This window comes from Pseudomonas sp. Snoq117.2 (genome assembly GCF_900110545.1).
GTDB classification, from domain to species: Bacteria; Pseudomonadota; Gammaproteobacteria; order Pseudomonadales; family Pseudomonadaceae; genus Chryseomonas; species Chryseomonas benzopyrenica.
In genome coordinates, this window is the sequence record NZ_FOED01000001.1 from 1,026,046 (window position 1) to 1,039,770 (window position 13,725).

Annotated in this window: 12 protein-coding genes; 8 read left to right on the top strand and 4 right to left on the bottom strand. The window is 67.8% G+C overall.

Features of this window, described 5'->3' with window-relative positions; genetic code table 11:
- Window positions 1-76 precede the first annotated feature (76 nt).
- Window positions 77-1,624 carry an apolipoprotein N-acyltransferase gene (lnt, locus tag BMZ43_RS05060; protein ID WP_093250541.1) on the top strand — a complete coding sequence of 516 codons (1,548 nt, stop codon included), beginning with the start codon at window positions 77-79 and terminating at the stop codon, window positions 1,622-1,624.
- On the opposite strand, the gene BMZ43_RS05065 is transcribed toward lnt, so the two are convergent.
- A complete protein-coding gene (locus BMZ43_RS05065) occupies window positions 1,615-2,376 on the bottom strand; it encodes a YdcF family protein (RefSeq protein ID WP_093250544.1) in 762 nt (253 codons plus the stop codon). The two genes, lnt and BMZ43_RS05065, sit on opposite strands and share 10 nt — an antisense overlap.
- Window positions 2,377-2,416: 40 nt before the next feature.
- A complete protein-coding gene (locus BMZ43_RS05070; protein ID WP_256562870.1) occupies window positions 2,417-2,740 on the bottom strand; it encodes a hypothetical protein in 324 nt (107 codons plus the stop codon).
- Between the two features lie 177 nt (window positions 2,741-2,917).
- On the opposite strand from BMZ43_RS05070, the gene leuS reads away from it, so the two are divergent.
- The 5 genes from leuS (at window position 2,918) to BMZ43_RS05095 (ending at window position 8,965) form a co-directional block, all read left to right on the top strand.
- Window positions 2,918-5,581, top strand: a complete 2,664-nt coding sequence (leuS, locus tag BMZ43_RS05075) for a leucine--tRNA ligase (RefSeq protein ID WP_093250552.1) — start codon at window positions 2,918-2,920, stop codon at window positions 5,579-5,581.
- A 25-nt stretch (window positions 5,582-5,606) separates the two neighbouring features.
- On the top strand, window positions 5,607-6,221 hold the full coding sequence (gene lptE, locus BMZ43_RS05080; protein ID WP_017642503.1) for an LPS-assembly lipoprotein LptE: 615 nt from the start codon (window positions 5,607-5,609) through the stop codon (window positions 6,219-6,221).
- A gap of 48 nt (window positions 6,222-6,269) precedes the next feature.
- Complete coding sequence (gene holA, locus BMZ43_RS05085; protein ID WP_017642504.1) at window positions 6,270-7,307, top strand: DNA polymerase III subunit delta; 1,038 nt, start codon at window positions 6,270-6,272, stop codon at window positions 7,305-7,307.
- Between the two features lie 89 nt (window positions 7,308-7,396).
- A complete protein-coding gene (gene arfA, locus BMZ43_RS05090; protein WP_007159657.1) occupies window positions 7,397-7,558 on the top strand; it encodes an alternative ribosome rescue factor ArfA in 162 nt (53 codons plus the stop codon).
- A gap of 84 nt (window positions 7,559-7,642) precedes the next feature.
- The gene (locus tag BMZ43_RS05095) at window positions 7,643-8,965 is read left to right on the top strand and encodes a lytic murein transglycosylase (RefSeq protein ID WP_093250555.1); all 1,323 of its coding nucleotides are present in this window, start codon (window positions 7,643-7,645) and stop codon (window positions 8,963-8,965) included.
- Window positions 8,966-9,010: 45 nt separating this feature from the next.
- On the opposite strand, the gene BMZ43_RS05100 is transcribed toward BMZ43_RS05095, so the two are convergent.
- A complete protein-coding gene (locus tag BMZ43_RS05100; protein WP_093250559.1) occupies window positions 9,011-9,910 on the bottom strand; it encodes a LysR family transcriptional regulator in 900 nt (299 codons plus the stop codon).
- Window positions 9,911-10,013: 103 nt separating this feature from the next.
- Here BMZ43_RS05100 and BMZ43_RS05105 point away from each other — a divergent pair, with 103 nt between their 5' ends.
- A complete protein-coding gene (locus BMZ43_RS05105; protein WP_093250562.1) occupies window positions 10,014-10,763 on the top strand; it encodes a sulfite exporter TauE/SafE family protein in 750 nt (249 codons plus the stop codon).
- A 163-nt stretch (window positions 10,764-10,926) separates the two neighbouring features.
- A complete protein-coding gene (gene pgm / locus BMZ43_RS05110) occupies window positions 10,927-12,591 on the top strand; it encodes a phosphoglucomutase (alpha-D-glucose-1,6-bisphosphate-dependent) (protein ID WP_093250567.1) in 1,665 nt (554 codons plus the stop codon).
- 131 nt (window positions 12,592-12,722) lie between these two features.
- Here the strand turns inward: pgm and lipA are convergent, their stop codons facing one another.
- On the bottom strand, window positions 12,723-13,724 hold the full coding sequence (gene lipA / locus BMZ43_RS05115) for a lipoyl synthase (RefSeq protein ID WP_093250571.1): 1,002 nt from the start codon (window positions 13,722-13,724) through the stop codon (window positions 12,723-12,725).
- Between the last annotated feature and the right edge of the window lies 1 nt (window position 13,725).

The following is a 13,725-nucleotide window of genomic DNA, read 5'->3' on the forward strand; positions in this document are numbered from 1 at the left end:
CTCCCTCAAGCGCCTTTGGCACTGACTCGCGCTGGCGAGTAAGCTTGCGCAGCCTCGATCGGACCAAGGATTTTCGATGCGCTGGATCTCTCAACCCGGCTGGAAGGGCAACCTTCTGGCGCTCTTCGCTGGCGCCCTCACGCCCCTGGCGTTGGCCCCTTTCAACATCTGGCCGCTGGCACTGCTGTCCGCCGGTCTCTTCTACCTGGGCCTCAAGGGGCTCGGCGCCTGGCGCGCCCTGCTGCGCGGCTGGTGCTACGGCTTCGGCGCCTTTCTCGCCGGCACCAGCTGGATCTACGTCAGCATCCACACCTACGGGGCCGCGCCGGTGCCCCTGGCGCTCTTTCTCACCGTGGGCTTCTGCGCAGGCATCGCGCTGTTCTTCGCCCTGCCCGCCGGCCTGTGGGCGCTGTGCCTGAGACGCAACCAGGCACCCCTGGGCGACGCCCTCACCTTCGCCGGCCTGTGGTTCGCCCTGGAGCTGTTTCGCAGCTGGGCGCTGACCGGCTTTCCCTGGCTGCTGCTGGGCTACAGCCAGCTCAGCGGTCCCCTGCAGGGGCTGGCGCCCCTGGGCGGCGTCTGGCTGATCTCGGCCGTGCTGGCCTTTACCGCGGCGCTGCTGGTCAACGCCCCGCGGCTGATCCTGCGACCGGTGGCCCTGGTCGCGGCCCTGGTGCTGGTGGCCCTGCCCTGGGTGGCCGGCGATGTCTTCCAGGGCCAGGTATGGACGCAACCGGCCGGCGCGCCGCTCAAGGTCGCCGGGATCCAGGGCAACATCGCCCAGGAACTCAAGTGGAATCCCGACCACGCCCGCGCCACCCTGGCGCTCTATCGCGACCGTACCGCCGAGCAGACCGACGCCGACCTGGTGGTCTGGCCGGAAAACGCCATTCCCGTGCTGCGCGAATACGTCAGTGACTTCCTCGCCGCCGAAGGCGCCCAGGTGGCGGCCCATGGCGGCGCCCTGGTGACCGGCCTGCCCGCCCGGGAACGCGACGCCGACGGCGATTCGCGCTACTTCAACAGCATCACCGCGGTCGGCAACGGCTCGGGTACCTACTACAAGCAGAAGCTGGTGCCCTTCGGCGAATACGTGCCGCTGCAGGAATACCTGCGCGGCCTGATCGGCTTCTTCGACCTGCCCATGTCCGACTTCGTCCGCGGCCCCGAGCAGCAGGAGCCACTACTGGTGAAGGGCTATCGCGTGGCGCCCTACATCTGCTACGAGGTGGTCTATCCGGAATTCGTCGCCAGCATGGCGGCCCAGAGTCAGTTGCTGCTCACCATCAGCAACGACACCTGGTTCGGCAAGTCCATCGGTCCGCAGCAGCACCTGCAGATGGCGCAGATGCGCGCTTTGGAAAGCGGTCGCTGGCTGGTACGGGTTACCAACGACGGCATCACCGCCCTGGTCGATCCCTTCGGTCGCATCAGCCGGCAGATCCCGGCCTTCGAGGTCGGCGTGCTGCAGGGCAGCGTGGTGCCCATGGATGGCCTGACGCCCTATCTGCACTACCGCCTCTGGCCGCTGGCGATCTTTTCCGCCCTGGTGCTGCTGTGGGGCCTGCTGCTGCGTCGGCAGGATCGTCCCGAAGAGGCACCGCTGGTGGTGACTCAGCGATAGGCGAGCGGATAGAGCAGCAGCCCAGCAGCCTCGTTGAGCAACTGGGCGGTCTGCTCGACCGCCTTGGCTTCCGGTAGCCAGCCACCGAAGGGCCGGGCATTGGCGACGCCGATGAAGCCCATGGGCGCGGCCACCACCGCGAAGCCCTGCCGTTCGAAACACCAGCGCGAACGGGCCATGTGATAGGCCTGGGTCACCAGCACCACCCGCTTGACCCCGGCCTCGCGCAGCAGCGGCGCACTCAGGGTGGCGTTTTCCCAGGTGGTGCGGCTGGCCCCTTCCTGCCAGCGCACCGGCACCCCCAGGTCGCGTTCCATCACCTCGGTCATCAGCGCCGCCTCGCTCAGCGGGCGGTCATGGGGCGAGCCTCCGGTGATCAGCACCGGCAGGCCGCTGGCCTTGGCCAGCCGCGCCGCATAGCGCAATCGCTCCACCGCCAGGTGACTGGCGGCATCGCCGGCCCAGCCCGGATCGTCCACCTCGCGCCCGGCGCCCAGCACCACGATGGCATCGGCCTGCTGCGCAAGCGTCGCCCAGCGCGCTTCGGGCAGGGCGGCGTCGCGCTCCAGCAGGCGACCGCCGGTTTCCACCACCACCGGCAGGGTACTGGCCCAGAGCCCCAGCAGACCGCCCAGGAAGCAGGCCAGGCCCAAACGGGGATAGCGACGACGCAACCACCACCCCAGCAACAGGAGCAGCAGCAGGCCGCCCGGTGGCAGCAGCAGTTGCTTGAAGAAATAGCGCAGACCCATGGTCTCTCCGGTCGAGGCGACCTCCGGGCCGCGGCGGCGCTCAGTGTAGGGGAGCGCGGACCCGGGCAGAAGGACTCTCGACCAGGACCTGCCGCCCCTGGCAATGACTGCAAAAGGATCCCGCCGGCTGTACCCGCCCGCAGCCCAGGCAGCAGGCCATGGCCGCTTCCGTCGCCTCGTGACGTTCCAGCCAGCGCCTGATCAGGGCGTACTCGGCCGGACTCAGGCCCTGCACTTCGACCTCCCCATCGGCGCTGTCATAGAGACGCTCCTGGGTAGCCGCCTCATCCAGCGCCAGCGCCAGGCGCCGTTGCAGGCGCACGTCTACGGGCAGCTTGTCGGACTCGCGTCGAAACTTTCCCATGATGGCGATCATCCTCCCGAGTAATTGAACGGACGTTTGATCAGCCTAGTACGGCCCTTCCAACCCTGCCTCCCCCGGAGTGCGAAACAAGCGACAGCCCGGGACATTTCCCCGCGCTCGGGGGGTCATGTATGCTTGGCGGCTCGATCAAACGCCTCTGCAGCCCTCGACACGCCCATGCACGAACACTATCAGCCCCGCGAAATAGAAGCCGCCGCCCAGTCCTTCTGGGACCAGAATCTGTCCTTCAAGGCCACCATGCGTCCGGGCCAGGAGAAGTTCTACTGCCTGTCGATGTTCCCCTACCCCAGCGGCAAGCTGCACATGGGGCACGTGCGCAACTACACCATCGGCGACGTCATCGCCCGCTACCAGCGGATGCTGGGCAAGAACGTCCTGCAGCCCATGGGCTGGGACGCCTTCGGCATGCCCGCCGAAAACGCGGCCATGAAGAACGGCGTGGCCCCGGCCAAGTGGACCTACGAGAACATCGCCTACATGAAGTCCCAGCTGCAGAGCCTGGGCCTGGCGATCGACTGGTCCCGCGAGGTCACCACCTGCAAGCCCGACTACTATCGCTGGGAGCAGTGGCTGTTCACCCAGCTGTTCGAGAAGGGCATCATCTACCGCAAGAACGGCACGGTGAACTGGGACCCGGTGGACCAGACCGTACTGGCCAACGAGCAGGTCATCGACGGCCGCGGCTGGCGCAGCGGTGCGCTGATCGAGAAGCGCGAGATCCCCATGTACTACTTCCGCATCACCGACTATGCGGAAGAGTTGCTGACCTCCCTCGACGGTCTGCCCGGCTGGCCCGAGCAGGTCAAGACCATGCAGCGCAACTGGATCGGCAAGTCCCGCGGCATGGAGGTGCAATTCCCCTATGACCAGGACAGCATCGGCGCCGAAGGCACCCTGAAGGTCTTCACCACCCGCCCCGACACCCTGCTCGGCGCCACCTATGTCGCCGTGGCCGCGGAACACCCGCTGGCCACCCAGGCCGCCCAGGGCAATGCCGAGCTGCAGGCGTTCATCGACGAGTGCAAGCGCGGCGGCGTCGCCGAAGCCGACATCGCCACCCAGGAGAAGAAGGGCCTGGACACCGGCCTGTTCGTCCGCCATCCGCTGACCAACGCCCGCCTGCCGGTGTGGGTCGCCAACTATGTGCTGATGCACTATGGCGACGGCGCGGTCATGGCCGTGCCCGGTCACGACGAGCGTGACTTCGAATTCGCCAACAAGTACCAGTTGCCCATCGTCCAGGTGGTGGATACCGCCGAGGCCACCCGCGTGCTGGCCAATCCGGACGACTACAGCCCCGCGGAATACGAGCGCTACCAGTTCGACCCGGTGCAGTGGAAGGACTGGTACGGCAGCAAGGAAGGCTTCCTGATCAATTCCGGCGCCTACGACAACCTGAGCTACGACGCCGCCTTCGACGCCATCGGCGCCGATCTGCAGGCCAAGGGCCTGGGTCAGCCGCGCACCCAGTTCCGCCTGCGCGACTGGGGCATCAGCCGCCAGCGCTACTGGGGCTGCCCGATCCCGATCATCCACGGCGAAGATGGCATCGACATCCCGGTGCCGGCCGACCTGCTGCCGGTGGTGCTGCCCGAAGACGTGGTGCCGGACGGCGCCGGCTCGCCCCTGGCGCGCATGCCCGAGTTCTATGAGACCGCCGATCCGCGCAACGGCCAGCCGGCCCGGCGTGAAACCGACACCATGGATACCTTCGTCGAAAGCTCCTGGTATTTCGCCCGCTATGCCTCGCCGAACTTCACCGGCGGCATGCTGGACAAGGAAGAAGCCAACTACTGGCTGCCCGTCGACCAGTACATCGGCGGCATCGAGCACGCCATCCTGCACCTGCTCTATTCGCGCTTCTTCCACAAGCTGATGCGCGACCAGGGCCTGATCGATTCCGACGAGCCCTTCGAGAATCTGCTGACCCAGGGCATGGTGGTGGCCGAGACCTACTACCGCACCCTGCCCAACGGCAGCAAGGACTGGTTCAACCCGGCCGATGTCGAGGTGGAGCGCGATGCCAAGGCCAAGGTGATCGGCGCGCGCCTGAAGAGCGACGGCCAGCCGGTGGAAATCGGCGGCGTCGAGAAGATGTCCAAGTCGAAGAACAACGGCGTCGATCCCCAGGCGATGATCGACCAGTACGGTGCCGATACCTGCCGGCTGTTCATGATGTTCGCCTCGCCGCCGGACATGAGTCTGGAATGGTCCGATTCCGGCGTCGAGGGCGCGAGCCGCTTCCTGCGTCGGGTCTGGCGTCTGGCCCAGGCCCACGTCACCCAGGGCCTGCCCAGCGCCGGCGCCCTTGGCGAGCTGTCGCCGGCCCAGAAGGAGGTGCGTCGCGCCATCCACCTGGCCATCCGCCAGGCCAGCCAGGATATCGGTCAGCATCACAAGTTCAACACCGCCATCGCCGCGGTCATGACCCTGATGAACGTGCTGGAAAAGGCCGCCCAGGACAGCGACACCGATCGCCGTCTGCTGCAGGAAGGCCTGGAGGCCGTCACCCTGCTGCTGGCCCCCATCACCCCGCACATCGCCCACGGTCTCTGGCAGCAGCTGGGCCACAGCGATGCGGTCATCGACGCCCGCTGGCCGCAGGTGGACGAAAGCGCCCTGGTGCAGGACAGTCTGCAGATCGTCATCCAGGTGAACGGCAAGCTGCGCGGCCAGATCGAAGTACCGGCCGATGCCAGCCGCGAGGCCATTGAGGCCGCCGCCCGCGCCAACGAGAACGTGGCACGCTTCACCGAGGGCCTGACCATCCGCAAGGTCGTCGTGGTCCCGGGTAAACTGGTCAACATCGTCGCCAACTAAGACACGCGAACGGAGCAGACAACAGATGAAGAAACGGATTCTCCCCGGCCTTGCGGTAGTCGGCCTGGCGACCCTGCTGACCGCCTGCGGCTTCCAGCTGCGTGGCACCGGCGAAACTCGCCTGACCGTGAACGAGCTGAACCTGACGGCGCGCGACGCCTATGGCCAGACCGTCAAGGACGTACGCGACATGCTCGAGGACGCCCATGTGCGGATCACCTCGGGCGCGCCCTACACCCTGGATCTGGGTGGCGAAGCCCAGAGCGAGCGCACCGCCAGCTACACCAGCGGCGCCCGCAGTGCCGAGGTCGAGCTGACCACCCGTCAGCCCTACACCATCATCGGCAAGAACCAGGCGGTGCTGGTCAGTGACTATCTGGAAACCCAGCGCTACTACGTGACCGACCAGAACAACATCGTCGGTTCCGAACAGCAGAAGGACCAGCTGCGTCGCGAAATGCGTCGCGAACTGGTGCAGCAGCTGGCCGCCCGCCTGCAGGCCCTGACGCCGGAGCGCCTGGACAAGCTGCAGCGCGACGCCGATGCCCGCGCCGCCGCCAAGGCCGAAGCCGACCGCCGCGCCCGCGAGTCCGCCCCGCCGCAGCAGTCGCCGATCGACATCCCCACCCCCGCGCGCTAAGCGCCGCAGCCGGAGCCGCAAGGCTCCGGTTTGCCCTTCCGGTTCAGTATGAAACTCAACGCCAATCAGCTGGGCAAGCAGCTCCAGGGCTCGCTGGCCGCCGTCTATGCCGTCAGCGGCGATGAGCCCCTGCTCTGCCAGGAAGCCAGCGACGCCATTCGCGGCGCGGCCCGCGCCCAGGGCTTCGACGAGCGCGAGGTCTTCGACGTCGATGCCGGCTTCGATTGGGGTCGTCTCTATGAGGCCGGCGCCAGCCTCTCGCTGTTCGCCCAGAAACGCATCCTCGAATTGCGTCTGCCCACCGGCAAGCCCGGCGACAAGGGCTCCGCTGCCTTGCTCGACTACCTCGCCCGCCCGGCCGAGGACACCCTGCTGCTGATCAGCCTGCCGCGCCTCGACGCCGCCGCCCAGAAGACCAAGTGGGCCAAGGCCCTGCTGGAGCACCCGCAGGCGCAATTCGTGCAGATCTGGCCGGTGGAACTGGCGCAGTTGCCGCAGTGGATCAACCAGCGCCTGTCGCGCCTGGGGTTGGCCGCCACGCCCGAAGCGGTCGAACTGATCGCCGAGCGGGTGGAAGGCAATCTGCTGGCCGCCGCCCAGGAGATCGAAAAGCTCCGCCTGCTCATCGAAGGCTCCCAGGTGGATGCCGAGACCGTGCGCGCCTCGGTGGCCGACAGTGCCCGCTACGACGTCTTCGGCCTGCTGGATGCCGCCCTGGCCGGCGATGCGGAGCACGCCCTGCGCATTCTCGAAGGCCTGCGTGGCGAAGGCGTGGAGGCGGCCGTGGTGCTCTGGGCCCTGGCCCGGGAACTGCGGCTGCTGGCCAACCTGGCCCATCTGCAGGAAAGCGGTACGCCCCTGGAGCGCGCCTTCACCCAGGTCAAGCCGCCGGTGTGGGACAAGCGGCGCCCCCTGGTCAGCCGCGCCCTGCAGCGCCAGGGTGCCCGCCGCCTGGAAGCCCTGCTGCGCGAGGCCCAGGTCGCCGACGAACAGATCAAGGGCCAGGCGCCCGGCGAGGTCTGGCTGACGCTGGCCAGCCTCGCCCTGACGCTCGCCGGCAAGCGACTGGCCCTGCCCAGGTCCTAGCGCTGGCCGGCGCTTGTAATGGCCGGCCCTTGCAATAGACTGGCGTGCCCCCATCAAGGGGGAGTCCCCACCCCTCGGAGCACGCACTCATGGCCAAGAAATACAGCCGCGGCCCCAACAAGGCCAAGGTCCTCGTCAGCGATCCCCGTTATCGCGCCCGCCAGGAAAAGCCCGCCAAGGGCAAAGGCAGCTACCGCCGCGAAGCCTTCTCGTTGCAAGACGAGAAGGCTTCGGTCTTTCTGGCCGCCTGAAAGCCGCGCTCAGACGCCTGACAGACGTCAGGACCCGGGCCGTGCTAAGGTGAGCCTTCCTGCCTAGACGTCCGGTGGAGACAGATGCAATTCGGGAAAACCCGCGGATTCAAGACCGGCGGCCTCCTCGCCGGAACCCTGGTCACCCTGCTGACCGCCGCCCTGGCCGCCTGCGCCCAGACCCAGACGACGCCCACCGCGGCGCCCTCTTCACCCGCCTCGTCCAAACCCGCACCCGCGGCCAATGCCCCCGCCTCGGCGGCCGAGGCCCTGCCGCAACCGGATGAGAGCTTCGAGCAATGGCGCAGTCGCTTTCGTACCCTGGCCCTGGGCCGGGGCATCTCGGCCGCTACCTTCGACCAGGCCTTTGCCGGCGTGCAACCCGATCCGGCGGTCATCGCCGCCGATCGCAGCCAGCCGGAATTCACCAAGCCGGTCTGGGAGTACCTGGAATCCGCCGTCTCGCCCCTGCGGGTGCGCAACGGCAAGAGCCTGCTGATCCAGCAGGCCGGGCTGCTGGCCTCCCTGGAAGCCCGCTACGGCATCGAGCCTGCGCGCTTGGTGGCCTTCTGGGGCATGGAAAGCAACTACGGCAACAACATGGGCAACAAGGGCGTCATCCGCTCTCTGGCTACCCTCGCCTATGAAGGTCGCCGCCCGGACTTCGCCCAGGACCAGCTCATCGCCGCCCTCGGCATCCTGCAGCACGGCGACGTCACCGCCGACCGCATGATCGGCTCCTGGGCCGGCGCCATGGGCCAGACCCAGTTCATTCCCACCACCTACGACCAGTACGCAGTGGACTTCGACGGCGACGGTCGCCGCGACATCTGGGGCTCCACTGCCGATGCCCTGGCCTCCACCGCCAACTATCTCAAGGCCTCCGGCTGGCAGGACGGCAAGCCCTGGGGCTACGAGGTCCGGGTCCCGGCCAACTTCGACTACAGCCTGGCCGACATGGGCGTGCGCAAGAGCCTGGCCGAGTGGAATGCCCTGGGCATCCAGGGCCTCGGCCTGCCGCAACCGGCCGCCCAGCCCAGCGACAGCGCCTCGCTGCTGCTGCCCGCCGGCCATCGCGGTCCGGCCTTTCTGGTGTTCAACAACTTCCGCACCATCCTCAGGTACAACAACTCCAGCTCCTATGCTCTGGGCGTGGCGCTGCTCTCGGAGCGCTATCGCGACGCCGGCCAGATCGCCGGCAGCTGGCCCACCGATGACCTGCCGTTGAGCCGCAGCGAGCGGGTTGAACTGCAGCAGCGCCTGGCCGCCCTGGGGCTGGACCCGGGCAGTGCCGACGGCATCATCGGCGCCAACACCCGCAAGGCCATCCGCGCCTACCAGCAATCCCAGGGCTGGCCCGCCGACGGCTATCCCAATCACCAGCTGCTGGAAAAACTGCGCGGCTGAGGCCTTCGACGACCCGTACCTCAGGCAGGGGCGGGTCGTCGAGCGTCAGGCGTAGCGCGCCTCTCCCACCAGCACCGCCAGCAGGGCCGTTGCCGCTGGCGACAGTTCGGCGAAATCCCGACAGCCCACCACCAGCTCCCGACGCGCCCAGGCATCGCTCAGCGGATGGCTGGCCAGTACCCATCGCTTTTCCGCCTGGACCAGACTCGCCGCGGGCAGGATGGCCACGCCCAGGCCCCGGGCGACCAGGGCACAGGCCTGGGCCGGACTCGGCACCCGGATACGGATCGCCAGCTCCCGCCCCCACTGTGCCGCCTGGGCTTCCACATGCAGCTGCAAGGCATTGCCACGCGACAGACCGACGAAGGGCTGTTCGAGCAACCGCGCGAACTCGATCGCCTCACCCGTGGCCAGCGGTACGCGTCCCGGTGCTGCGACCAGCACCAGGGGATCCGCCCGGAAGGGCCGGACGTGCAGCCCCTCCACCTCCGGCGCCGCGACGAAGATGCCCAGGTCGGCACGGCCTTCGCGGAGCGCCGGTACGATGCGCGAACTCGGCAATTCCTCGACCTCCACATCCACCCTGGGCTGCGCCTGGAGGAAAACCGCCAGGGGCTCATCGAGGTGCTCCATCAGCGCGGCGCCATTCGCCAACAAACGCACCCGCGTGCGGCTGTTGGCCACCGCGCCGGCAAGATCCTGGGCCATCTCGTCCAACCGCAGCAGGATCGCCCGGGCATGGCGCTCCAGGGTCAGGCCGGCCGGTGTGGGACGCACGCCACGCGCATGACGAACCAGGAGCGGCGTGCCCAGGCTGTCTTCCAGGGCCTTGATGCGGGCACTGGCCGAGGGCAACGCCAGGTGGCTCCGCTCGGCGCCCAGGGTGATGCTGCGCGCTTCCACGACATGGAGGAACAGCCGCAGATCGAGCAGGTCGTAGCGCATCGCCTCAAAGCCTCTGTATGGACCTTAGGCAGCCTTCGCCAATCCCGGCTTCTCACCCAGGGTCCTGGAGCCCATGGTAACGCCTCCACCCGAGGAGACGACCATGACCCTGCTGCTCTGTACCCTGATCTTCGTGCTGGCGGGACTGACCAAGGGTGTGCTCGGCCTGGGCCTGCCCACCGTCGCCATGAGTCTGCTGGCGCTGCTGATGACCCCGGCCGAAGCCGCTGCCCTGCTGTTGATTCCGTCCCTGCTCACCAATATATGGCAATTCTGCGCCGGCCCCGCGCCCTGGCAGAGCGTCAAACGCCTGTTGCCGCTGCAACTGGCACTGGTGCCGGGCACCCTGCTCAGCATCCCGCTGCTGACCGGGAGCGATAGCGCCGGACTCGCCGCCGCGCTCGGTGCGGTGCTGGTCGCCTATGGCCTGATCGGCTGGACCGGCTGGCGGCTGCCCGTGCCGGGCCGCCACGAGGGCAAGATCGCGCCCCTGGTGGGCTTCGTCACCGGTCTGATCACCGGCATGACCGGGGTCTTCGTGCTGCCGGCGGTGCCCTACCTGCAAAGCCTGGCCCTGGACAAGGAACGGCTGATCGAGGCCTTGGGCCTGACCTTCACCGTGGCCTCCCTGGCGCTGCTGATCGGCCTCTGGTGGCAGGACGCGCTGGCCATAGAACGCCTGGGCGCCTCCAGCCTGCTGCTGCTGCCGGCCCTCCTGGGCATGTGGGTGGGCCAGCGCGTGCGTCAGGGACTCGACGAGCAGTTGTTCCGCCGGCTGTTCTTTGGGGGGTTGCTGCTGTTGGGTGCCTACGCCGTCCTGCATTATCTGCTGCGCCTGGGCTATCTTGGCTGAGCCCGTCATCACAGTGCAGCCTGGCCCAGCCGGTGTAGGCTGCACCTTCGGCGGGCGTCACGGTCTATGGGCGTAGCTGAACGGTCGCCGCACAGCGGTTAGCCTTCAGACCCGGCCCCCGTGCCCGACCGTTGCCCTTTTCCGACGTATACAGGACGCTTTCATGACGCTCGCTCCCAATGCAGGACGCCTCCCCGACGAGAACACCCTGACCCATCTGCCGCGCCTGGTGGCACGCTACTACAGCGATCGCCCCGACCCCAGCGATCCGGGTCAGCAGGTGGCCTTCGGCACCTCCGGGCACCGCGGTTCCTCGCTCAAGGGCAGCTTCAACGAGTGGCACATCCTCGCCATCACCCAGGCCATCTGCGAATACCGCCAGGCTCAGGGCGTCGACGGTCCGCTGTTCATGGGCATGGACACCCATGCGCTGTCCGAGCCGGCCTTCATCTCCGCCCTGGAAGTCCTGGCCGCCAACGGCGTGGACGTCCGTATCGACGCTGGCTGCGCCGAGACCAACGGCGAACCGGGTTACACCCCCACCCCGGCGCTGTCCAACGCCATCCTCGAATACAACGCCGGCCGCAGCTCGGGCCTGGCCGATGGCATCGTCATCACCCCGTCGCACAACCCGCCGGCCGATGGCGGTTTCAAGTACAACCCCACCAATGGCGGCCCGGCCGACACCAACGTCACCAAATGGATTCAGGACCGTGCCAATGCCCTGCTGGCGAACGGTCTGGAGGGTGTCCAGCGCATGGATTACCGCCAGGCGCTCAAGGCCGCCACCACCCAGAGATTCGACTTCCTCGACCGCTATGTCGGCGGGCTGGGCCAGGTCATCGACCTGGACGCCATCCGTGGCTCCGGCCTGACCTTTGGCGTCGACCCCCTCGGCGGCGCCGGGGTGCACTACTGGCCGCGCATCGCCGAGCGCTATGGCCTGCCGCTGGAAGTGCTGTCGACCCGTGTCGATCAGACCTTCCGCTTCATGCGCCTGGACTGGGACGGCAAGATCCGCATGGACTGCAGCTCGCCCCACGCCATGGCCGGCCTGATCGAGAACAAGGACAGATTCGACGTCTCCTTCGCCTGCGACACCGACCATGACCGCCACGGCATCGTCGCCCGCTCGGTGGGCCTGCTCAACCCCAACCATTACCTGGCGGTGGCCATCGAGTACCTGTTCACCCATAGACCCCAGTGGAGCCAGCAGGCCGGCATCGGCAAGACCCTGGTGTCTTCCTCGATGATCGACCGGGTAGCCCAGGGCATCGGCCGCCAGGTGGTGGAAGTGCCGGTAGGCTTCAAGTGGTTCGTCGACGGCCTGCTGGACGGCAGCCTGGGCTTTGGTGGCGAGGAATCCGCCGGCGCGTCCTTCCTGCGCAAGGCTGGCGGCGCCTGGTCCACCGACAAGGACGGCCTCATCCTCGGCCTGCTGGCGGCGGAAATCACCGCCGTGACTGGCAAGGACCCGGGCGAGCGCTACCAGGCCCTGACCGAGCGCTTCGGCGCGCCGGTCTACCAGCGCATCGACGCCGCCGCCGACCGTGAGCAGAAGGCCCGCCTCGGCAAGCTGTCCGCGGCCCAGGTGACGGCCAAGGAGCTGGCCGGCCAGCCAATCACCGCGATCCTCACCGAGGCTCCCGGCAACGGCGCCGCCATCGGCGGCCTCAAGGTGGTCACCGAGAACGGCTGGTTCGCCGCCCGCCCCTCGGGCACCGAAGACGTCTACAAGATCTACGCGGAAAGCTTCGAGGGCGAAGCCCACCTGGGCCGCATCCAGGAAGAAGCCAAGGCGCTGGTGGACGGCGTGCTGCGCGGCTGATGGCGCGCGCCCTCACCCCAACCCTCTCCCTCAGGGAGAGGACGCTAAAAGCGGGTCGGTGAGGGATTGGCTGCGCAGCCAGCATGAAAAAGGGCAGCCAGTGGCTGCCCTTCTCTATTACGACGCGAGGATCAGCTGATCTTCTTGGCGCCGTGCGCCTGCTGGTCGGCGTGGTAGGACGAGCGCACCAGCGGACCGGACGCGACGTTCTTGAAGCCCATCTTGGCGCCTTCCTCGGCATACCAGGCGAAGGTATCCGGGTGGACGAAGCGCTGCACCGGCAGGTGGTTGCGCGAGGGCTGCAGGTACTGGCCGAGGGTCAGCATGTCGATCTCGTGCTCGCGCATGCGCTGCATGACCTCGATGACTTCCTCGTCGGTCTCGCCCAGGCCCAGCATCAGGCCGGACTTGGTCGGCACGTGGGGCACGCGCTTCTTGAAGTTCTGCAGCAGGTCCAGCGACCACTCGAAGTCCGAACCCGGGCGCGCGGCCTTGTACAGGCGCGGGACGGTCTCCAGGTTGTGGTTGAAGACATCCGGCGGCTCCTGCTCGGTGATCGCCAGGGCAACGTCCATGCGGCCGCGGTAGTCGGGCACCAGGGTCTCCAGCTGAATGCCGGGGGTCAGCTTGCGGATCTCGCGTAGGCAGTCGACGAAGTGCTGGGCACCGCCGTCGCGCAGGTCGTCGCGGTCCACCGAGGTGATCACCACGTACTTGAGGCCCAGGTCGGCGATGGCCACCGCCAGGTTCTTCGGCTCGTCCACGTCCAGCGGCTTCGGCCGGCCGTGGCCGACGTCGCAGAAGGGGCAGCGCCGGGTGCAGATGTCACCCATGATCATGAAGGTGGCCGTGCCACCGGAGAAGCACTCGCCCAGGTTCGGGCAAGAGGCCTCTTCGCAGACACTGTGCAGCTTGTGCTTGCGCAGCAGCTGCTTGATGCGCTCGACTTCGGGGGTGACCGGGATGCGTACGCGGATCCAGTCCGGCTTGCGCGGCAGCTCCTCGGTAGGAATGATCTTTACCGGGATGCGCGCGACCTTTTCGGCGCCGCGCAACTTGACGCCGGCTTCCACCTTGTTGGGGCGGGCGGGCGGGGTAAGGGTCTGGACGCTGTCTTGTACTGTAGTGGTCATG